Genomic DNA, 19,373 nt, shown 5'->3' with positions numbered 1-19,373 from the left:
GTTCCCAACTTGAGGTGAATGAGTTTCAAAAAACACAGGGCACGCTGCGCTTGAGTTGTTCCCGCGCCCGGGACAAACGCGAGCGCACGGTGCCAATGGGTACGCCCAGGCTCGAGGCGGTGTCCTGATAGTTGCCGTCCATTTCCAGGCTGACCCGCAGCACTTGCTGCATGGTCACCGGCAACGCGCCAATCGCCAGGACGACGCGCGCCAACTGTCGGTGATCATCCACTTGCGCACCAATGTCGCAACCATCGCTAACCTCCAGCTCTTCGCGGTCTTCCCAGCTTTCCTGAAAGGGCTGTTTGTACAGTTTGCGAAAGTGGTTACGAATCAGGTTCAGCGCGATGCCGCACAACCAGGTTTGCGGCTGGGAGTCGTAGCGAAATTTATGCTCATTACGCAGCGCTTCGAGAAACGTGCATTGGAGGATGTCCTCCACATCATCAAGGTTCATCACCTTTTTTTGATGAAGATTCTCAGCTTGTGCACCTGCTCGGTATTGAGCTGACGGAGGCCGGAAACAGGAGCTGGACAGGTCATCGAATTGCTGGAAAGCATCGCTATAAACCATTTCAGGATATGTCCCAGGGCTATAGCGATTTGTATGCCAATTGACACATTTATGTACTTGTTTGATTTTTAACGATTTTTAAAACCGTTACTGATGATTTCTGTGCAAGTTCTTGCACAAGCCGATTGGATCCAATACTGGATCTGGCACAGATGTTCCGTTTGCCGCCGACATGGAACCGGATGGCCAGGACGACCCACTCACTGCGCATGACCCCTGACAGAAATGCGCTATGAAGATCGCGGCTCCGAACATTCCCCATGTCCAGCAACCGGCCCCGGCGACGCCTGTCAGGTCGGCGGCACTGCTTGCCCAGAGCACACCCCCGACCAATCAGGGGACATCGACCCAACAGGTCACGCGGTTTGCTTCGGCGCTGATTCAGCAGAGCCGGACCCTGAGCCAGCGCGACTTGATGGCCAGCACCAATGCCTTGCAGTCCAAGGCCGTCAAACTGGGGGAGCTTTATCAGCTGCTGATGGGCAGCCAGGACAAGGGCCTCGACAGCGCGGCGCGGGAACTGCGCAAGCAGTTGAAGAACCAGACGCCGACCCTTGCGCAAGTTTTGGCACTCAGTGGTGACGACGCCGCCAAGGCCCACGTGATGCTGCAAGCAGCCTCGCGCCAGGCCTATAACGAAGGGGCCAGCGGCGAACACGTCAACCTGAATCAGCAACTCAAGCTGCTGCGTCGCGAACACGGCAACAAGGCCCAGGCCGGCATCAACACCGCCCGGGCCTTTGCCAAGTCCAGCCTCAACCCGCGACGCCGACAGACGCTGCGAGACCTGTACTACTCGGGCGTAGTCGGCCAGCAAAGCATTTCCAGCCTGATCGACACCCTGCTCGGCCAGGAAGAAGGCGAACGGCAATTCGCACCGACCCTGCGCGACCTGCGCGGCGCCATTGCCGACGACCTCGCAGCCCTGAGCCCCTCGAGCACCCAGCAACAATTGCGCAACCTCATGCACGGCCTGAACACGGCTCGCCATGTCGCGACCCTTTTGCAAACCAGCGAGCACTTGCTCGGCCGCATGCGCGGCAAGAACCCGGCGTTGCAGTTGAATGCACCGACCTTCCTCAAGCACCTGCTGACGCTGTCGGGCAAGGGCATGAACCTGCATGAAACGCTGCAACTGGCGCAATTCATTGGCGGCAAACACCTCAAGCATCAACTGGCTTTTCTCAACGGTCTGCGTCCGATGCTGCAGCAGCTGCCCATTCTGTTGTGGCGCGATCTCAAGGCCCGACAGAACGCCCTGGGCAACCTGCTGACGTTGATGGCGGAGCTCACACGCCAAGAGCAGGACCTGCCCAAGGGGAGCCCCGCCTGATGGAACAGATTATCAATGTGCTGAACCAGATCGCCCTGGCGGCCATGCGTCGCTCGGAGATCGTCGGCGCGTTCGTCGTGCTCGCCATCGTGTTCATGATGATCACGCCGCTGCCGACCTGGCTGGTGGACATTCTGATCGCCATCAACATCTGTATTTCCTGCCTGCTGATCATGCTGGCCATGCACCTGCCCCGCCCGCTCGCGTTCTCGACCTTCCCCTCAGTGTTGCTGATCACCACGATGTTTCGCCTGGCGCTGTCGATTTCCACCACCCGTTTGATCCTGCTAGATCAGGACGCCGGGCACATCGTCGAGGCCTTCGGGCAGTTCGTGGTCGGCGGTAACCTGGCGGTGGGCATGGTGATTTTCATGATCCTCACCGTGGTTAACTTCCTGGTGATCACCAAGGGTTCGGAACGGGTGGCGGAGGTCGGCGCGCGGTTCACCCTCGACGCCATGCCCGGCAAGCAGATGGCGATCGACGCCGACTTGCGCGCCAACCTGATCAGCGTCCATGAAGCCCGCCGCCGACGCTCGGAACTGGGCAAGGAAAGCCAGTTGTTCGGCGCCATGGACGGGGCAATGAAGTTCGTCAACGGCGATGCGATTGCCAGCCTGATTATCGTCGCGATCAACATGATCGGCGGGATCGCCATCGGCGTGATTCAGCACGGCATGACCGCTGGCGACGCGGTGCAGTTGTACACCGTGCTGACCATTGGCGATGGCTTGATTGCGCAGATTCCGGCGCTGCTGATTTCCGTCACCTCGGGGATGATCATCACCCGCGTGTCCAACGACAATCCGGGCGTGGAAGCCAATATCGGCCGCGAGATCGCCGAGCAGATCACCAGCCAGCCCAAGGCCTGGATCATCGCGTCGGTGGCGATGCTTGGTTTTGCGGCGATGCCAGGGATGCCGACAGCGGTGTTCATCGTGATCGCGATCATCTGTAGCCTGGGGGGCGTGCTGCAACTGCAACAGCGCCAAACCCAAATCCACGCAGGAGCAACCGGTCGCCGTGGCGCCGGAGGACAACGGCAACGAAGACCTGCGCACCTTTACCCCGAGCCGGCAGTTTCTGTTGCAGTTCCATCCCCAGCAGAACAGGGCGCAGATCGACGCGCTGGTCAGCGAAATCCGTCAACGGCGTAATCGCCTGGTGGTGCATTACGGCCTGACCTTACCGTCGTTCATCATCGAAACCGCCGAACACCTGGCACCGGACGAATTCCGTTTCTCGGTCTATGAAGTGCCGATGCTTAAGGCCACGTTCAACCAGACCCACGTCGCCATCGATGTCGATGCTCTGGATGCCGGGCAATTCGAACACGCAGTGGCCGGCAGCCTTGAGCGTCAGGAAAGCCAATGGCTGTGGTTGCCGGCCGACGCCGCGCAGTTGCAACAAAGCCCGGTGGAAACCATCAGCGCCAGCACCCTGATCGTCGAGCGCATGGAGCGCGCATTACAGGCTTGCGGGCCGCAGTTCATCGGGTTGCAGGAAACCAAAGCGATCCTCGGCTGGCTGGAATCCGAGCAACCGGAACTCGCCCAGGAAATGCAGCGAGTGCTGCCACTGGCGCGGTTCTCTTCCGTACTGCAACGGCTGGCGTCCGAATGCGTGCCGTTGCGGGCGATCCGGGTGATCGCCGAAACCCTGATCGAACACGGCCAGCACGAACGCGACATCACCGCCCTCACCGACTACGTACGCATCGCCCTCAAATCGCTGATCTACAACCAATACTGCGGCGCCAACGGTTTGCTGGTGTGGCTGCTGACCCCGGAAAGCGAAGGCATCCTGCGCGACAGCCTGCGCCAGACCCAGACCGAAACCTTCTTTGCCCTGAGCAATGAATCAAGCCTGCAACTGGTGCAGCAACTGCGCATCGCCTTTCCCCTGCGCACCGCTGAACGTGCCGTGCTGCTGGTGGCCCAGGACTTGCGCAGCCCCTTACGCACCTTGTTGCAGGACGAATTCCACCATGTCCCGGTGCTGTCCTTCGCCGAGATCAGCAACGTCGCCGAGGTGAAAGTGATGGGCCGTTTCGACCTGGAAGAAGACCAGGAAGTGCTGGAGGACGACTATGCGGCCTGATGCCTGGAGACTGTCGTGATGTTTGAACTGCGAGTATTGAGCGGCCTGCACCAGGGCGCCGCGTTGCCATTGATTGGCGAACAGTGGCGATCGAGCCGATGCCGATCACGATCGTGGCGCTGTACGACCCCGGCGTCGCCGCCCTGCATTGCCGTCTGACCCGCACCGAGGACGGCTGGCGGCTTAACGCCGAAGACAGCCTGATCAACGACGAGGAAGGCCATGCACGCACGGTGACCGAACTGGCGCCGAACCAGACGTTTGCCCTGGGCAATGTCTGGTTGTGCCTGTCGGCGGCAGAGCAGGCCTGGCCGCTGGTGCCAGTGCTTGCACAGACCGAAAGCGACCCGCAAAACCCCGGAAATTCGCCGCCCCTGGAGAAAGTTTCGTCACGCTCGACGCGGTTCGACCGTATCGGCGCGGTCATTGTCGGCGTGCTGGTGGGCATCATGGGCAGCGCCTGGGGCTTGAGTCGCAGCGCTTCCAATCAGTCAACCGAGGCCATCACCGCGCCCGCGACCGCTATCGTCGCGCCGACCTCGGCCGGCCAGCCGAAAACGCCCGGAGCCACGTCTGCGTCGAAGGTGAAACTGGCCACCCGCGAAGCGGTACGTCGTCAGCTCAACGCGTTGCTCAGCGATCGCTTGTTGACCGACGTGCGCATCGAAGACAGCGCCGAAGGCCTGATCCTCAAGGGTGGCCTGAAAGATGACGCGTTGCTGGTTTATCAGCGGATGCTGCAACGCTTCAAAGAGCGCTACGAACTGCCGGTGCCGCTGCTCGACCAGGTCGCCACGGCCGGTGCCGGCCTGCCCTTCGTGATCGTGCAGATCATCAGTGGCACCAACGCCCACCTGGTCACCAGCGAGGGCCAGCGGCTGTACATCGGCGACGTGCTGAACGGTCTGCGCCTGAGCCGCATCGACGATCAGCGCATCGAGTTCGACGGCGACCAACATGTCGAGGTGCGCTGGTGAATGCAGCCCTGGCGCAATGGACCCGCGAACAGACTTCGCGACTGTCGAGCTGCTCGGCGGTGCGGATCAGTGGCCGTGTGTCGGCAGTCAACGGCATTCTGCTGGAATGCCAGGTGCCGGCGGCGAAGATTGGCGACTTGTGCGAAGTGAGCAAGGCCGATGGCAGCACCATGCTTGCCGAAATCGTCGGTTTCACCACGCAATGCACCTTGCTCAGTGCCTTGGGCACGCCGGACGGCATCCAGGTCGGCGCGCGCATCCGGCCGCTGGGCATGGCCCACCGCATCGGCGTCGACGACAGTTTGCTCGGTCGCGTGCTCGACGGTTTCGGCCGGCCGCTGCTGGGGGATGGCGACGGTGCATTTGCCGGTCCTTATGACCGACGCACCACCACCCCGGTGATCGCCGACGCCTTGCCACCGATGCAAAAGCCGCGGATCAGCTCGGCGTTGCCCACTGGCATTCGCGCCATCGACAGCGCGATTCTGCTGGGCGAAGGCCAACGGGTTGGGCTGTTCGCGGGGGCCGGTTGCGGCAAGACCACACTGCTGGCCGAGATGGCGCGCAACATGGATTGCGATGTGATCGTCTTCGGTTTGATCGGTGAGCGCGGTCGCGAGTTGCGCGAATTTCTCGACCATGAACTGGACGACACCCTGCGCCAGCGTTCGGTGCTGATCTGTGCCACTTCCGACCGCTCAAGCATGGAACGCGCCCGTGCCGCGTTCACCGCCACGGCCATCGCCGAAGCTTTTCGCAAGCGCGGCATGAAAGTCTTGTTGCTGATCGACTCCCTGACCCGATTTGCCCGCGCCCAACGCGAGATCGGCATCGCGGCCGGCGAGCCCTTGGGCCGGGGTGGTTTGCCACCGTCGGTGTACACCCTGTTGCCGCAACTGGTCGAGCGCGCCGGCATGAGCGAAAACGGCTCGATCACGGCGATCTACACGGTGCTGATCGAGCAGGATTCGATGAATGATCCGGTGGCCGACGAAGTGCGCTCGCTGCTCGACGGCCATATCGTGCTCTCACGCAAACTCGCCGAGCGCGGGCATTACCCGGCCATCGATGTGCCCGCCAGCATTAGCCGGATCCTCAGCAACGTCACCGGCCGCGAGCACCAGCAAGCCAACAATCGCCTGCGTCGCTTGATGGCGGCCTATCGGCAAGTGGAGATGCTGCTGCGCCTGGGGGAATACCAGCCGGGGTCCGACCCGGTCACCGATTGCGCGGTGCAACTCAACGACGCGATCAATGACTTTCTGCGCCAGGACCTGCGCGAACCGGTGCCACTGGAAACCACCCTGGAACTGCTCACGCAACTCACTTCGCAGTTACCGGATTGAACATGGACGACGACCTCGAAGCCGACCCGGACCGCGTGGCCATGGAGCAACTGATCAAGGTATTGACGCCCCTTCGTCAACACCGTCAGGCCCGGGCCGAGCGTGCCCAGCGTCAGTTGCAGGACGAGTTGACGGCCATGCAGCAACAACTGCTGCAAACCGAACAATCCTGGGTTCAGGAACGGGACAACCAGAAGGTCCGGCGCCAACAGTTGTCCGCCACACACCTGGAAATAACCATGGAACTGAGCGACGTCGATCGCTGGCACGACAAGGAGCGCCGCATGCTCGATCGCCTCGCCTACATCCGCCAGAACGCCAGCCAGTTGCGTCAAGCCATCAAGCTGCAACGGCAACGGATCGAGCAAGCGCAGTTGGAGGCCAAGGCCCGGCAGCGGGCCGTGGAAAAACTCGCCTGCATGAGCGAGAACCTGAATGAGGAATGAGCTGTTGAACGCACCGATCAAGCACCCTGCCCCGCGCCCGCCACAGAAACCGGCGCCGGCGGCGATCCAGCCTCAGGCCGACAATCCGCCGGCCGCCCATTCGCAGCCTCGGCGCAACGAGCCTGAGCGCAGTCGTTTTGCTGACAGTCGACTGAATCAAGGCCGCGACAGCACCCGCCACCTGGATGCAGACGGCTTGTTCTTCGAGCAATTGCTGATGCCATCGGGCAACGGCAAGGGCGACCAGTCCGGTGCCGGGGGTGGCGGCGGTTTCAATATGTTCGCCGCCGCCGACGGTGTGCCGACGCAGTTGATCGACGAACTGGCGCTGCAACTGCCGTCCCACGGCGACCGGCCCTTCAGCGCCACGTTGTTGATGCCCAACCTGGGCAAGGTGCAGGTCCGGGCGAACAAGCGTGATAGCCGTTGGGCCATCGAGCTGGGCTTTGAGCGCAGTGATGTGCTTGAGCGCTTGAGTGCCCGCCATCAAGCCTGTGAAGACGCGTTTGCCGACGCACTGGGGCACGACGTCGAGCTGTCGATGGGTGTCGCATGAGGTCGCTGAAACTGCGCCAGGTTTCGCCGAGCGTCGCCGCCGCGAGTCGATTGTTGGGGCGTGGTCGCTGGCTGGAGTTTTCCAACGCAGGCGACAATGGTCGGCTGACCTTGAGCCCGATGCTTTCCATCGATAGCGCTGCAACCGTTGCCCTTGGCAGCGCCCGCGGCCTGTTGCGCCTGAGCAATGCCAATGCGCTGCTGAGCCTGTTTGGCAGTGCACCGGTGGTGTGCGCCGGGCCGTTGCAGCCCTGGTACTGGCAATACGTGAATCAACAACTGAGCCCGACATTGGCCGGCCTGTTCGCACCGCTCGAACCCCTCGAAGGCGTCGACGAGCCGCTGCCTGATCGCCTCGATTGCCGCATCACCGTGCAACTGGCGGGCGAAACCGCCCACGGCGTATTGAGCATCGCCGCCGACACGCTGCTGCGGATATTCGACGCCGCACCGTGGCAGGCCATCGAACAGGCATTGCCGGCGGATTGGCCGCTGCATTACCCGGTGGTGCTGGGGCGCCTGACTTTGACGATTAACCAATTGGGCTCGTTACGAGTGGGCGATGTCGTACTGCCCGCCGAGCCGTGTTTTGACAGCGACGGCAACGGCCAACTGCAGTTGGGCGCCCGACACTGGACCGTCGCTGCCCTGGCACTCGACGACAACTTGCAGATGCGGCTGATCCGCGAAAAGGACCTTCACGATGGACAATGACGCACTGTACGAAGACGCACCGCCGGTCATGGACGGCGACATCGCTGAGGCCGAACTGGCCGAGACATTTGAAGAGGAACCGACGGCCGAATCGATAACCGAGGATCCTGTCCCGCCCTCCTCGGCCCTAACGGGCCTGAGCCTGGACCTGACGGTGCGCAGTGGCGGCGTCAGCCTGAGTCTGGAAGCCTTGCAACGCCTGGCGCCGGGTTCGGTGCTGGACGTTGCCGGTGTGACGCTCGGCGAAGCAACCCTGTGCCATGGCGAGCGGGTCGTCGCCCACGGTGAGCTGGTGGACGTGGACGGCCGCCTCGGCCTGCAAATTACCCGCGTGGTATTCGACCGATGATCATGGAGGGCATGAACCCGATCATGCTCGCGCTGCTGCTCGGCGCGTTGTCATTGGTCCCGTTGTTTTTGATCGTCTGCACGGCGTTCCTGAAAATCTCCATGGTGCTGCTGATCACCCGCAACGCCATCGGTGTGCAGCAAGTACCGCCGAATATGGCGATGTATGGCATCGCCCTGGCCGCAACGATGTTCGTCATGGCCCCGGTCGCCCATGAGATTCAACAACGGGTTCACGACAACCCGCTGGAAATTGGTACCACGGAAAAACTCCAGGTCAGCGCCAACACCGTGATGGAGCCGATCCAGCGCTTCATGAGCCGCAACACCGACCCCGATGTGCAAGCCCACTTGCTGGAAAACACGCACCGCATGTGGCCGGCCGAAATGGCCGAGAAAGCCAGCAGCAACGACCTGCTGCTGGCGATCCCGGCGTTCGTGCTCTCGGAGTTGCAGGCCGGGTTTCAGATCGGGTTTCTGATCTACATCCCGTTCATCGTCATCGACTTGATCGTCTCCAATTTGCTGCTGGCGCTGGGCATGCAGATGGTTTCACCGATGACCATTTCACTGCCGCTCAAGCTGTTGCTGTTCGTGCTGGTACAGGGCTGGTCGCGGCTGCTCGACAGTCTGTTTTATTCCTATATGTGAGGCCCACCGTGGAAGCATTGGCACTGTTCAAGCAAGGCATGTTCCTGGTGGTGATCCTCACCGCGCCGACCCTCGGCGTGGCGGTTTTGGTGGGCGTACTCACGTCGCTGTTTCAGGCACTGATGCAGATCCAGGACCAGACCCTGCCCTTCGGCATCAAACTGGCCGCCGTGGGCCTGACGCTGGCGGCAACCGGGCGCTGGATCGGTGTGGAACTGATCCAGTTCATCAACCTCTCGTTCGACCTGATCGCCCGCTCCGGCGGCGCCCATTGATGCCGTTCGACGCCCAGCACCTGTTCGAGCTGATGCTCGGCATGGGCCTGGCCATCGCGCGGATTTTGCCGTGCCTGATTCTGGTCCCGGCGTTCTGCTTCAAGCACATCAAAGGGCCGTTGCGCTACGGCGTTACTTGCGCGATCTCACTGGTGCCGGCCCCGAGCATCGGCCGGGTTCTGGCCCTGGAAAACGACAATTGGTACACCATCGTCGGGCTGCTGCTCAAGGAGTCGGTGCTGGGGGTGTTGTTGGGGTTGCTGCTGTACGCGCCGTTCTGGATGTTCGCCACGGTCGGTGCGTTGCTCGACAGCCAGCGCGGCGCCCTGAGCGGCGGGCAGATGAACCCGTCGCTGGGGCCAGACGCCACGCCGTTGGGCGAGTTGTTCCAGGAAACGCTGATCATGCTGGTGATTCTGTCCGGCGGTTTATCGTTGATCACCCAGGTGATTTGGGACAGTTATGAAGTCTGGCCACCCACCGTGTGGCTGCCGGGAATGAACGCCCAAGGCCTGGATATTTTCCTGGGTCAACTAAACCTGACCCTGCAACACGCGCTGCTGTATGCCGCGCCTTTTATCGGCCTGCTGCTGTTGATCGAAGCGGCGTTCGCCATCGTCGGCTTGTACGCCCAGCAACTGAATGTCTCGGTGCTGGCGATGCCGGCCAAAAGCATGGCCGGGTTGGCGTTCTTGCTGGTGTACATGCCGACCCTGCTGGAACTGGGTAACGGCCAACTGCAAAAGCTGCTCGATATCAAATTTTTGCTCGGGCATCTGGTGCTGGTGCCATGAGCGAAAAAACCGAGAAAGCCACGCCGAAAAAACTCCGTGACGCCCGGGAAAAAGGCCAGGTTGGGCAAAGCCAGGACCTGAGCAAACTGCTGGTGTTGATGGTGGTCAGCGAGGTTTGCCTGGGCATGGCCGATCAAAGTGTGGAGAAGCTGGAGTACCTGCTGACGCTTTCATTGAAGCGCATGAACGAACCCTTCCTCAGCACCCTGACCGAACTGATCGGCGAAGCGACCTGGATCCTGATCACGTTCATCCTGCTGAGTGTCGGCATGGCCATGCTGATGCGCCTGGCCGGCAGCTGGATTCAGATCGGTTTTCTGTTCGCGCCCAAGGCATTGAAAATCGACCTCGGCAAGCTCAACCCGATCGGCCATCTCAAGCAGATGTTTTCCGGGCAGAACCTGACCACCCTGCTGTTGAGCATCCTCAAGGCCATCGCCATCGGCGCAACGCTGTACGTGTCAATCAAACCGGTGCTGGGCAAATTGATCCTGCTGGCAGACTCGGACCTGACCACCTATTGGCATGCGCTGCTGACGCTGTTTCGCAGCATCCTGCGCACCACCCTCGGTTTGTTGCTGGTATTGGCATTGGTCGACTACGCCCTGCAGAAATACTTTCACGCCAAGAAAATGCGCATGAGCCACGAGGACATCAAGAAGGAATACAAGGAATCCGAGGGCGATCCACACGTCAAAGGTCATCGCCGGCAACTGGCCCACGAACTGCTCAACGAAGAACCGACGACGCCGGCCAAACCGGTGGAGGATGCCGACCTGCTGCTGGTCAATCCGACTCACTTTGCGGTGGCGTTGTATTACCGGCCGGGCCAGACGCCGCTGCCGCTGATCCACTGCAAGGGCGAGGACGAAGACGCCCTGGCGCTGATCGAGCGAGCCAAACGGGCGAAGATTCCAATCGTGCAAAGCGTGTGGCTGGCGCGCACGTTGTATAAGGTCAGGACCGGCCGTCACATCCCTCGCCCGACGCTGCTGGAAGTGGCGCATATCTACCAAGTGATCCGTCAGCTCGACGAAATCACCGACGAGATCATTCAACTCGAAGAGCACTGATTCAGAGCGGCGCGTTCACGAAACTGCAACGTTAAAAGGCTTCAATGGCCTTCAAAACTTTCGGCAGTGCAGCTCATGAATTCGTCCCATCGACAGCCGCCCGACACGCCCATTCCCGACGCCGCCGCACCTTGGTTACTCAACGCCGCAAAACAGCTTGGCGTGGCGCCACAACAGGCCCGGGACTTCGCCCGCAGCGGCGAGTTGCAACTGCCGGGGCTGACGCTGCAACTGGTCCTTTGGCAAACCCAGCCCTTCGCGCAATGGATTGTGTTGGCGCAGCTACCGCGCCCCGATTCGCTCGCGCCTGCGCAGTGGAACGAATTGCTGTTGCGGGCCAACTGCGCAATCAGCGCCATGAGCGCTTGCACCAGTGCGCTGGACGAGCGCGGTCAGGGTTTGCTGGTCAATCGCCTCTCGTATCAGCCTTACTCGGATCACCGAGGGCTGGCCACCGAACTCGACCATATGATTGCCGTGGCGGAAAGCCTGGTGGCCGGCGCCACGGCGCTGAGTTCAGCCGCCGCTCGCGCCGATCAGCCATCCGGCCCGCCGCCAGCGTCGAGCCCCACTACGGCGCCAGCGGCCAAAGCGGCAATGGACCAGCACTGGCATCGGCCATTGTTGATTCAGGCCTTGCAGCAGTTGGGTATCGACCCACCGCCAATGGCACAGATTCAAACCGTTGGGGTGATCCAGGTCGGCGGTCGGTCGTTCGAAGTGATCGCCGATGGCGACCAGCGCAACGTGCTGGTCAGCACAATTATCGAGGCGCCGCTGCACAGTGCGGCACAACGTGAACAAGCCTTGCGCGCCAACCTGCAATTGATGCTGCTGACCGGTTGCGCCGTTGCCCTCGCACCGCAGGGCAGTTGCCTGCAAGCGCGCTGGGATTGCACCGGGCTGGACGGCGAGGCCTTCGCCGACTGGCTGCTGGATTTTGCCCGACTGGCCGACAGTTTCGTCGCGCCTTTGCCCGCCGCGCTACCCAAGAGGAATCCGGCATGGACATAAGACCCACACCGCCAAGCATTGCCCCGCACCCGCCAACGCGCCTCGAACTACACCCCTCGGCACCGGCCGAACCCCGGCGGACCTGGAACGCGGGCAAACTCCGCCGCCCCCACCGGGCTTCACTGCCCGGGCGGCGCAAGCGGCGATGAGCCTGGGCCAAACGTTCCACCGTAGTTACCTTGCGCCGGCCTATGCAACCGCCAGCACCGCCGGGGGTGCGGTTCGCGATCACCTCAAGACTGGCGCGATACAGGCCTGGAGTGACAGCGCCGCGAATCTGCCGTCGGGGCGCACCACCCTCGCGGCGGCGGGCCAGACCTTGCAACAGATGGTCACGTGCGGCCTGCCGACCTACGTGCGCGAAGTCGCGTTCATGCATGCCTACAGTGCGTTGGCCGATGGCCTGGCGAAAAAAATCCTGGTGGTGCTCTGGCGCTGCAAGCGGCGATTTCCCTGGCATCGATTGCCACGCAAGTCTACGTGCGCCAACCGCGCCTGGAGCGTCTCGGCGCCGAGTCGAACGTCGCCGTGCGCGGTCACTTTGCCTTGAGCGAAGCGAAATGGAATGGCCTGTCGAGCGACAAACAAGACGCCCTGCGCACGCAAATGAAACGCGACTCACGCAACGTCACCCGCAATCAGGTGGCGGCTGAAGCGATCTACTTGAGCCTCGGCGCATTGGGCGCAGCTCGCGGCGACGGCGCCTTGAGTGCGCGGATTCTCTCCACCCAGTTACGCAACGTGATCTACGCCGTATCGCGCGAAGCCATGCAGGCCAGCCTGAGCATGACCGGCAAACACGACGACACCAAAACCCACGGCGTCAATCAGGACAACATGGCCCTGCTCGGCTGGGCCTACGGCGCGATGACCCTGACCATGGGTTTCGTCCAGGACTCGGTCAGCCCCCAGACCTTGCCACCCGGCCAAACCCTGTCGAGCCCGGCGCTGACCGGGGCGAACCACCTGCCACTCCGCGGCGACGCGCTGGCGAAGTCGATCCAGACCCTGGCCGGCACTCGAGCTGCGTTCAACACCGTGATCGCGATCATGGACAATCACCTGCAAAAGCATTTCGACACCCGCCAGGCAGGCACCACCCAGCAGTTCGAAGCGAGCCTGCCGCTCAAGGATTATGGGCGGATACTCGATCAGTCCCCGGCGCGCGTGGCATGGACCAGCCTCGCCAGTGCGATCAACATGGCCATGGGCGAGGTCACTCGCGGCAATACCTCAGCGGCCCTCGGCAGTTTCCTCGGCAATGCCGGCACCGCAGCGGCCATGGGGCTGGCTTATCGCACCATGAACCAGACGTTCCAGGCCCACGGCAGTGTGCGCAAGGCCATCGACAACCCGCCGCCGCGCACGCCTTCAGCGGCGCAACCCAGCACCGCCCGAGCGAGCCTGGAACCCCAGGCCGGTCAGGTCATCAATCGCAGAGCGAATGCCACGCGCATGGAGATAGAAAACAGCGGTGTGGTTCGGGAAGGTCAGTGAGCGCAATCGCCCAAGTGATCCAGTCCCGCCAGCAGCAGTTGATGCTGGCGGATGTCGTCCAGGGACGCGTTGCTGCCCGAGGCCATTGGCGTGGCGTGCCAGACCACGAAGTCGCGCTGGGAATCCAGGAACAGAAAGTAATCGGGAAACAGATGCGATTGCATGAAGCGCCGTTCCAACGCCGTGCGCAGTTGCTGGGGTTGCAACGAGCGGCTTTCGATGTGCAAGGCGATGCCCCAATCCTGATGTTCACGGCGACTGACAAACGAAATGCCCGCGGCGACCGGCCAAACTGCGGCCTGTTCTGCGGCGACTTTTGCATAGAACGCCGCCTTCTCTGAAACTCGGATCATAGCGTTCAATCCCTTAGTGGCACGACGGTGAAGTCGAGTGTCCGCTCGCGGGCTTCGAGGCCCTGGCGCATGTCCGTCGGCCACCAGATCACCAGTTCGCGATCATTGGAGTCAGGCCGCTCGCACGCCTCGGCAAAGCAACCGGAACGCGATGCCGCGCAGCCATCCAACATCGCGCACAACGCCAGCAACGCCCCACACAAAACCTTGTTCATGGTGTCGTTCCCTTGAGTAACGAGGCGCGCGCCTGGGCGTTGGCCGTGAGTGATTTGGGTTGGCGCACGGCAATGAACACTTCGCTTTCTTCCCCGGTTGCAGCCAGGCCTTGGGCCAGGCGCTGACGCCCAGCACCCAGCGACCACCGCAGGTGCTTTCATCGATTCGCTGGGGTTTGTCGGTGGTGTTGCGCGCCACCACCACCGCCACACCCCATTGCTTTTGCGTGTACCACTGGGCGCGTTCGCCATCGATGGCCACCCCTGAGTTTGCGTCGCACAAGGTGTTAGGGATGAACGGCAATTGGTCGCTGCTGGTGAACCCGGCCGGGGCGATGCCATCGAGCAATTGGGTGAAGGCTTTCTGCACGTCGATGCGCGTCGGCTGCGCGCCGTCACGTCGGCCGCTGATGCGTTTGGACGCCGCATCCACGTCGTCCGGGTTGCCATTTTCGACGTAGCGCGACGGGTCGATCTGATCGCCGATTAACCTTGGCGTGAGGATGAACAAGCGCTCGCGTTTATTGGTGCGATGGCTGCTGGAAGTGAACAGCAGTTTGCCGATCAGCGGGATATCGCTGAGGTAGGGAATCTTGCGGACCTTGTCGTCGGACTCCAGCACATGGAAACCACCGACCACCAGCGATCCGTGCTCAGCGATGACCGCCTGGGTGCTGACGTTGCCTTTGCGCACACTCGGTTGCGATGGATTGAGCACCGAGGCGTCGATCTGCCCGTCCTCGATGTCGAGGATCAACTGCACCTGGGATTTGCCATCGTGATTGAGCGAACGGGGAATCACCTGCAGGCTGGTGCCGGCGGTGATCGGCTGGATATCAGCGACCCGTTCGCCGGTAGCGGTGAGGTATTCGGTGCGGCTGAAATCGATCACCGCCGGTTGGTTTTCCAGGGTCAGGATCGATGGATTGCCCACCACTGTGGCCGAGCCCTTGCCTTCCAGCGCATGAATGGCCAGGGCAAATCGACCGGAGTTTTCCACGGACAAGGTCGAGCTGGAACCGGAATCGAGCAACGACGCGCTGACATTGGTGCCGCCGGCCCAGATGTTCCAGCTGCTGGACAGTTCGGCCAGATCTTCGCGGTTGATGTCGAGGATCACCGCGTCGATTTCGATCAGGTTGCGCGGTTGATCAAGCTGTTTGACCAGTTTCTCGTACAGCGCTTTACGCTTGGGCAGGTCATAGATCAGCACCGCGTTGTTGCGCACATCGGCGCTGACGCGGATCCGCGACTTGCTGCCAGACGCGCCTTTGCCTTTTTCGAACTGGTGTTGGCCAATACCTGATCCAGGCCTTTTTGCAGGTTGTCGGTGTCGAGTCCGCCGAGCAGCGTCGAGCCGCCGCCGTAAGGACTGCCACCGACGCCCAGCCCCGCGCCCTGGAGCAGATTGACGCCGTTGATCGAATCACCGCGGGAGCGGGTTTCGAGCAAGTCCTGGAGAATGCTCGCAACCCCGGCCACCGTCAGTTGCTGATCACGATAACGAATGGTGCGGTCGGCGGCGTTGGCGTATTTCAGCGGCAGCACGACGATGTCCTGCTTCTCGTCCGGGGTGTCGACTTTCTTGCTGTAGTCACGCACAAAATTGACGTACTTGGCCGGACCGCGCACCAACACCACACCTTCATCAGGCAAGGCGCCCCAACCAAATCGAGAGTCCAGCAAGCCGACGTCGGTCAGCGCGCTCTTGAGGTCATCCACCGCATCCGGGGAGACTTCGATGCGCGCCGAGGTCTGCTCGCTGGTCGGGCTGATGTACAGCGTCTCGTTGTAGACGAACCATTGGAAGTGATGCTCCTGGCTCAACCGCTCAAGAAACGCCTGGGGGGTTTGCGCCTTGATGCGGCCGTCGACAATGCCGTCCACCGGCTCCATTTCCAGGCCCAGGCCAAACTCCTTGGCAAAGTCGGCCAGGGCCGTCGCGAGATCCGCCTGACTGGCGTCATAGGCATACGCCGTGTGTTTCCAGGCGGGTGGTACAGCGGCGAATGCCGAAGCACTCATCCAGATCAATAGCCAAGGCAACCACTTAAAGGCCTTCATTTCACGCTCCTGGTTGCCAGGTATTGAGGGTCGAACGGGGCAACGAAGCATTCGTCAGGCTACCCAATGAGGTCTGTAACAGGCTGAGCATCGCGGCGCGCTGGTTGGCCAGGCTTTCCAGGCGTGCCAGCAATCCCGGTGTGGAACAGGGCGATGCCTGCCAACTGACCAGCACCAGGCAATGACTGTCGGGATCGATCGCCAACGCGCCTTCGCAGTGGCAGGCCACACCGGCGCTGCTCTGGATCAGCAGCGCGGTCAATCGATCGGGGTCGGCGGCGTCATACGGATCGAGCACGTCGATGCTACAGCGCACGCCGTCTTCGCAGCGGGCGAGCCGGGCGTTGGCCTCGTCGATCCAACAGTCCAGCGGTGCGCCAGAACCTTGCTCGCACCACTGCGTGACCACGGCAACGAAGTCATTGAATTCCATCGATGATCGCTTTCGTCAAACCGTGCTGGGCGCGCAAGCCTTCGCTCAAGACCGAAGTCGCGGTGGCCATTTTTTGCGACGCGTCGCTGAACGCCATCATGTCCTCGGGTGAGCCGCTGTCGGCGGCGTCGAGTGCCGCCTCGTCGGTGCTGGTCTGGCTGTTGCTGAACGAATGGTCGAGGCGATGTTGCAAGGCTTTGAAACTGATCATGAAGAGTGCTCCATGGAGGGGGTCGCCAGTGAGTGGAGCAAAACCGCCAGTGGGTTCCACTTTTTGCATGAGATGTCGAACGGAAGGTGCAACAGGGTCAGTCGCCCTGCCCCAGCAGACAGCGGACCAACCCCGGCCAATCGAGATCGAACTCCCCGGCGTCGCTGCTCAGGCGCAGGGTCTGGGCCGGCATCGAGATGTCTTCGCGCAATTGCCAGAGTGCGGCGAAGCGACTGCCGGCGACCCAGGCCTGAACATCGGCGAACAGTTCGGGGGGACACGTGAGGGTCGCGGTGCAGGCGTAACTCTGGCTCGCCGCCAGATGATTGATCAGCGCCCGGCCGCGCTCAGCCACGCTGGTGTCGTCGAACAGTTGGGTCAGCGCCTGCGTGAGCAGGGCTTCGGCCGACTCGACCGCCGAGCGTTGCAAGGCCAGGCGTTGATCTTCCAGGGTCTGAAGAAAGTGGTTGGCTTGCTCCCAGAACTCACCGGCCGCTTGATCAAGCGAACGCTGGCATTGGCCTTGAGCCTCGGCAATCAACGCCTCGGCCTCGGTTTGGGCGGCGAGTAACAAATCACTGGCCCGCTGCGCGTCTGCCAGGTCTTCACGGCGCAGGATCGGTTCGCGCAGCAACGCTTCGGCGCCCAGGGACAAACGTCGTCGAACCAGCATCAGCGAAGTACTCGGGTGGTGTTCATGGTGCCTGGACTCGCCACAGTACCGCGCGCCATAGGGTGTCGAGTTTGTTCGGTGGCAGGTCTGTCGCGGGCTCCTGGACATCCCCAGGCGCCCAGCTCAGTCGCAAGCGCGACCAAACTGCGGGGCCCAGCCAGGCGCCGAGCAGCGGGCGCATGTCCGTCGCTTGAGGGTCAGCCCAAAGTCCCGGGCGCAAGGCCTTGGCCAGGCTTCGACACCATGGATCGTGGCGTGCGGTAACCGTGGTTTCGGCGCGTATTGGCGCGCAGCAGATCGATTGTGCGAGGCACAACGCTTGCTGGCGTTGTTCCGCACTCAGCGACAACCACAACAGCACATCGGCGTCCGGTGCCGGCGGTTGACTGGGGATGATGCCGAGGCTGGCGAGCAAATCCGCCTGCCGACTGCGGGCCACGGCGGCACAGGCATCAGCCTCTAATCCCTGATCCGAAAGCATCTGCGCTTGCCAGGCCGGATGAGCCCAGTGCCAGGTGCAACACCACCAGCTCACCCAGTCGGCCGAGGTCATAGACGCGCCGGCAACGTCGAGTCGCTGCGACGGCCCGGCCACAGCCGTGACAGCAGCGCCGCCCGCCAGTCACTGCGCAAGGCCAGGGCCATCGCCGCCAACAGCAGCAATAGGCTGATCGGTATCACTAGTGCCATGACGTGCCAGAAGCCGATGTCCGGGCTGTCGATCAGGAACGGGCCGAAACGCACCAGGTTTTCTTTGTCCTGAAACTCGGTCGCCGGAACAAAAACGATGGCGAATTTTTTCGAAATGGCCGCTTCCTGGGACATCCCCGGAATGCTGCTCGCAACCATTTGCTGAATGCGCCCGCGCACGCTGTCCGGATCAAGGGCCGCCGTGTGTTTGATGAACACCGCGGCCGACGCCGGTTGCACCGGTTCGCCAGGGGCGATGCGTTCCGGCAACACCACGTGGACCCGAGCGACAATCACGCCGTCGATCTGCGACAAGGTTGATTCCAGTTCCTGGGACAAGGCGTAGATGTAGCGCGCCCGTTCTTCGAGCGGCGTGGAAATCACCCCTTCTTTCTTGAAGATTTCACCGAGGCTGGTGCGAGCACGCCGCGGCAGGCCAGCGGCTTCAAGCACTCGCACCGCGCGATTGATATCGCGGGCGGAGACGATGATGGTCACGCCGGCCTTTAGCATCTGCTTGCGGGCATCGATGTGTTGGTCGGCGAGTTTGGCGATGACGTCGTTGGAATCCGGCTCCGAGAGGCCGCCGAACAGTTCCGTGTCGTCGCTGCAACCGCTGAGCAACAACACGCACAGCAACAGGATCGGAGCAAAAAATTCACGCCGGGCCTACTGCATGTTGGTCAATTTATCGAGCGCCTGGGCGCTCTTGCTCACCACTTTGGTGGTGATTGCCATTTGCAGCGAATACTGGGACAGCGAGCGGCTCATCTTGACCATGTCCATCGGGTCGGCTGAACCGGCGGCCGTTTTCATCGAGCGCAGCGCCTGCTGTGAAAGGTGCTCCTGAGACTGAAAACGCTCGGACAGCGCACTCATCACGCCGTCGGCCATATGTCCGGAAGGCTCATGGTCGGTGCGCATCGCGCCATTGAATAAGTCGACATCCGCCTGCGCAGGTCCGGAAACCAGGCCTGGGTCGTGATCGACCGGGACGCCCTTGGGTGCATTGATGGGGGAAAGGCTCACGGGCATGC

22 protein-coding genes and 3 pseudogenes are annotated in these 19,373 nt (G+C 62.0%); 15 read left to right on the top strand and 10 right to left on the bottom strand.

Features of this window, described 5'->3' with window-relative positions; translation table 11 throughout:
- Nucleotides 1-25: 25 nt before the first annotated feature.
- Nucleotides 26-561: pseudogene (locus tag RHM58_RS19880) on the bottom strand (RNA polymerase sigma factor).
- Nucleotides 562-806: 245 nt separating this feature from the next.
- On the opposite strand from RHM58_RS19880, the gene sctW reads away from it, so the two are divergent.
- The 15 genes and pseudogenes from sctW (at nucleotide 807) to RHM58_RS19805 (ending at nucleotide 13,697) form a co-directional block, all read left to right on the top strand.
- Complete coding sequence (gene sctW, locus RHM58_RS19875) at nucleotides 807-1,907, top strand: type III secretion system gatekeeper subunit SctW (protein WP_201257291.1); 1,101 nt, start codon at nucleotides 807-809, stop codon at nucleotides 1,905-1,907.
- A pseudogene (sctV, locus tag RHM58_RS19870) lies at nucleotides 1,907-4,007 on the top strand (type III secretion system export apparatus subunit SctV). Before sctW ends, sctV begins: the two are co-directional and overlap by 1 nt.
- A gap of 98 nt (nucleotides 4,008-4,105) precedes the next feature.
- Nucleotides 4,106-4,984: an FHA domain-containing protein gene (locus RHM58_RS19865; RefSeq protein ID WP_416195264.1), complete on the top strand. Its 879-nt coding sequence runs from the start codon at nucleotides 4,106-4,108 to the stop codon at nucleotides 4,982-4,984.
- Nucleotides 4,981-6,330, top strand: a complete 1,350-nt coding sequence (locus RHM58_RS19860; protein ID WP_322267937.1) for a FliI/YscN family ATPase — start codon at nucleotides 4,981-4,983, stop codon at nucleotides 6,328-6,330. The genes RHM58_RS19865 and RHM58_RS19860 overlap by 4 nt, the downstream gene beginning before the upstream one ends.
- A 2-nt stretch (nucleotides 6,331-6,332) precedes the next feature.
- The gene (locus RHM58_RS19855) at nucleotides 6,333-6,776 is read left to right on the top strand and encodes a type III secretion protein (RefSeq protein ID WP_322267936.1); all 444 of its coding nucleotides are present in this window, start codon (nucleotides 6,333-6,335) and stop codon (nucleotides 6,774-6,776) included.
- 4 nt (nucleotides 6,777-6,780) lie between these two features.
- Entirely contained in the window at nucleotides 6,781-7,332 is a 552-nt protein-coding gene (locus RHM58_RS19850) for a type III secretion system HrpP C-terminal domain-containing protein (protein ID WP_322267935.1), read from the top strand.
- Nucleotides 7,329-8,045, top strand: coding sequence for a type III secretion system protein (locus tag RHM58_RS19845; protein ID WP_322267934.1), 717 nt, complete (start codon nucleotides 7,329-7,331; stop codon nucleotides 8,043-8,045). The genes RHM58_RS19850 and RHM58_RS19845 overlap by 4 nt, the downstream gene beginning before the upstream one ends.
- Nucleotides 8,035-8,394 carry a FliM/FliN family flagellar motor switch protein gene (locus tag RHM58_RS19840; protein ID WP_201257297.1) on the top strand — a complete coding sequence of 120 codons (360 nt, stop codon included), beginning with the start codon at nucleotides 8,035-8,037 and terminating at the stop codon, nucleotides 8,392-8,394. The genes RHM58_RS19845 and RHM58_RS19840 overlap by 11 nt, the downstream gene beginning before the upstream one ends.
- Complete coding sequence (gene sctR / locus RHM58_RS19835; protein WP_201257298.1) at nucleotides 8,391-9,044, top strand: type III secretion system export apparatus subunit SctR; 654 nt, start codon at nucleotides 8,391-8,393, stop codon at nucleotides 9,042-9,044. Before RHM58_RS19840 ends, sctR begins: the two co-directional genes overlap by 4 nt.
- An 8-nt stretch (nucleotides 9,045-9,052) precedes the next feature.
- On the top strand, nucleotides 9,053-9,319 hold the full coding sequence (gene sctS, locus RHM58_RS19830; protein WP_201257299.1) for a type III secretion system export apparatus subunit SctS: 267 nt from the start codon (nucleotides 9,053-9,055) through the stop codon (nucleotides 9,317-9,319).
- Nucleotides 9,319-10,113, top strand: coding sequence for a type III secretion system export apparatus subunit SctT (gene sctT / locus RHM58_RS19825; RefSeq protein WP_201257300.1), 795 nt, complete (start codon nucleotides 9,319-9,321; stop codon nucleotides 10,111-10,113). Before sctS ends, sctT begins: the two co-directional genes overlap by 1 nt.
- Complete coding sequence (gene sctU, locus RHM58_RS19820) at nucleotides 10,110-11,186, top strand: type III secretion system export apparatus subunit SctU (protein WP_322267933.1); 1,077 nt, start codon at nucleotides 10,110-10,112, stop codon at nucleotides 11,184-11,186. The genes sctT and sctU overlap by 4 nt, the downstream gene beginning before the upstream one ends.
- A 75-nt stretch (nucleotides 11,187-11,261) precedes the next feature.
- Nucleotides 11,262-12,200 carry a type III secretion system chaperone gene (locus tag RHM58_RS19815; protein ID WP_322267932.1) on the top strand — a complete coding sequence of 313 codons (939 nt, stop codon included), beginning with the start codon at nucleotides 11,262-11,264 and terminating at the stop codon, nucleotides 12,198-12,200.
- Between the two features lie 145 nt (nucleotides 12,201-12,345).
- A complete protein-coding gene (locus RHM58_RS19810; RefSeq protein ID WP_322267931.1) occupies nucleotides 12,346-12,750 on the top strand; it encodes a hypothetical protein in 405 nt (134 codons plus the stop codon).
- Nucleotides 12,681-13,697, top strand: a complete 1,017-nt coding sequence (locus RHM58_RS19805; protein ID WP_322267930.1) for a hypothetical protein — start codon at nucleotides 12,681-12,683, stop codon at nucleotides 13,695-13,697. The genes RHM58_RS19810 and RHM58_RS19805 overlap by 70 nt, the downstream gene beginning before the upstream one ends.
- On the opposite strand, the gene RHM58_RS19800 is transcribed toward RHM58_RS19805, so the two are convergent.
- From RHM58_RS19800 to sctI, 9 genes and pseudogenes are all read right to left on the bottom strand, one after another.
- Nucleotides 13,691-14,050, bottom strand: coding sequence for a type III secretion protein HrpV (locus RHM58_RS19800; protein ID WP_201257304.1), 360 nt, complete (start codon nucleotides 14,048-14,050; stop codon nucleotides 13,691-13,693). The two genes, RHM58_RS19805 and RHM58_RS19800, sit on opposite strands and share 7 nt — an antisense overlap.
- A 5-nt stretch (nucleotides 14,051-14,055) precedes the next feature.
- A complete protein-coding gene (gene hrpT, locus RHM58_RS19795; protein ID WP_201257305.1) occupies nucleotides 14,056-14,265 on the bottom strand; it encodes an HrpT family type III secretion system protein in 210 nt (69 codons plus the stop codon).
- Nucleotides 14,262-16,329, bottom strand: a pseudogene (gene sctC / locus RHM58_RS19790) (type III secretion system outer membrane ring subunit SctC). Before sctC ends, hrpT begins: the two are co-directional and overlap by 4 nt.
- 1 nt (nucleotide 16,330) lies before the next feature.
- Nucleotides 16,331-16,762, bottom strand: a complete 432-nt coding sequence (locus RHM58_RS19785) for a type III secretion protein (RefSeq protein WP_201257307.1) — start codon at nucleotides 16,760-16,762, stop codon at nucleotides 16,331-16,333.
- Complete coding sequence (locus tag RHM58_RS19780; RefSeq protein ID WP_201257308.1) at nucleotides 16,749-16,973, bottom strand: type III secretion protein; 225 nt, start codon at nucleotides 16,971-16,973, stop codon at nucleotides 16,749-16,751. The genes RHM58_RS19785 and RHM58_RS19780 overlap by 14 nt, the downstream gene beginning before the upstream one ends.
- A 97-nt stretch (nucleotides 16,974-17,070) precedes the next feature.
- Nucleotides 17,071-17,646, bottom strand: a complete 576-nt coding sequence (sctL, locus tag RHM58_RS19775; protein ID WP_201257309.1) for a type III secretion system stator protein SctL — start codon at nucleotides 17,644-17,646, stop codon at nucleotides 17,071-17,073.
- A 22-nt stretch (nucleotides 17,647-17,668) separates the two neighbouring features.
- Nucleotides 17,669-18,199 (bottom strand): type III secretion protein, encoded by a 531-nt coding sequence (locus RHM58_RS19770; protein WP_201257310.1) that lies wholly within the window; start codon nucleotides 18,197-18,199, stop codon nucleotides 17,669-17,671.
- Nucleotides 18,196-18,981, bottom strand: a complete 786-nt coding sequence (sctJ, locus tag RHM58_RS19765; protein WP_322270869.1) for a type III secretion system inner membrane ring lipoprotein SctJ — start codon at nucleotides 18,979-18,981, stop codon at nucleotides 18,196-18,198. The genes RHM58_RS19770 and sctJ overlap by 4 nt, the downstream gene beginning before the upstream one ends.
- Nucleotides 18,982-19,005: 24 nt before the next feature.
- Nucleotides 19,006-19,371 (bottom strand): type III secretion system inner rod subunit SctI, encoded by a 366-nt coding sequence (sctI, locus tag RHM58_RS19760; RefSeq protein WP_201257312.1) that lies wholly within the window; start codon nucleotides 19,369-19,371, stop codon nucleotides 19,006-19,008.
- Nucleotides 19,372-19,373 lie beyond the last annotated feature (2 nt).

This window comes from Pseudomonas sp. 10S4 (genome assembly GCF_034344865.1).
Lineage (GTDB): Bacteria > Pseudomonadota > Gammaproteobacteria > Pseudomonadales > Pseudomonadaceae > Aquipseudomonas.
Note: the sequence above shows the minus strand (reverse complement) of the source record. Positions and strands in the feature narration are given on the sequence as shown.

What these genes read in the sequence shown, in the direction of transcription:
- RHM58_RS19845 (WP_322267934.1), top strand. Translation starts at nt 7,329, where the DNA reads ATGAGGTCGCTGAAACTGCGCCAGGTTTCGCCGAGCGTCGCCGCCGCG.
- RHM58_RS19785 (WP_201257307.1), bottom strand. Translation starts at nt 16,762, where the DNA reads ATGGAATTCAATGACTTCGTTGCCGTGGTCACGCAGTGGTGCGAGCAA.
- sctI (WP_201257312.1), bottom strand. Translation starts at nt 19,371, where the DNA reads ATGCCCGTGAGCCTTTCCCCCATCAATGCACCCAAGGGCGTCCCGGTC.
- RHM58_RS19815 (WP_322267932.1), top strand. Translation starts at nt 11,262, where the DNA reads ATGAATTCGTCCCATCGACAGCCGCCCGACACGCCCATTCCCGACGCC.
- RHM58_RS19855 (WP_322267936.1), top strand. Translation starts at nt 6,333, where the DNA reads ATGGACGACGACCTCGAAGCCGACCCGGACCGCGTGGCCATGGAGCAA.
- hrpT (WP_201257305.1), bottom strand. Translation starts at nt 14,265, where the DNA reads ATGAACAAGGTTTTGTGTGGGGCGTTGCTGGCGTTGTGCGCGATGTTG.
- sctW (WP_201257291.1), top strand. Translation starts at nt 807, where the DNA reads ATGAAGATCGCGGCTCCGAACATTCCCCATGTCCAGCAACCGGCCCCG.
- RHM58_RS19780 (WP_201257308.1), bottom strand. Translation starts at nt 16,973, where the DNA reads ATGATCAGTTTCAAAGCCTTGCAACATCGCCTCGACCATTCGTTCAGC.
- RHM58_RS19810 (WP_322267931.1), top strand. Translation starts at nt 12,346, where the DNA reads ATGAGCCTGGGCCAAACGTTCCACCGTAGTTACCTTGCGCCGGCCTAT.
- sctU (WP_322267933.1), top strand. Translation starts at nt 10,110, where the DNA reads ATGAGCGAAAAAACCGAGAAAGCCACGCCGAAAAAACTCCGTGACGCC.
- RHM58_RS19840 (WP_201257297.1), top strand. Translation starts at nt 8,035, where the DNA reads ATGGACAATGACGCACTGTACGAAGACGCACCGCCGGTCATGGACGGC.
- sctL (WP_201257309.1), bottom strand. Translation starts at nt 17,646, where the DNA reads ATGCTGGTTCGACGACGTTTGTCCCTGGGCGCCGAAGCGTTGCTGCGC.
- RHM58_RS19800 (WP_201257304.1), bottom strand. Translation starts at nt 14,050, where the DNA reads ATGATCCGAGTTTCAGAGAAGGCGGCGTTCTATGCAAAAGTCGCCGCA.
- RHM58_RS19770 (WP_201257310.1), bottom strand. Translation starts at nt 18,199, where the DNA reads ATGACCTCGGCCGACTGGGTGAGCTGGTGGTGTTGCACCTGGCACTGG.
- sctT (WP_201257300.1), top strand. Translation starts at nt 9,319, where the DNA reads ATGCCGTTCGACGCCCAGCACCTGTTCGAGCTGATGCTCGGCATGGGC.
- sctR (WP_201257298.1), top strand. Translation starts at nt 8,391, where the DNA reads ATGATCATGGAGGGCATGAACCCGATCATGCTCGCGCTGCTGCTCGGC.
- RHM58_RS19865 (WP_416195264.1), top strand. Translation starts at nt 4,106, where the DNA reads ATGCCGATCACGATCGTGGCGCTGTACGACCCCGGCGTCGCCGCCCTG.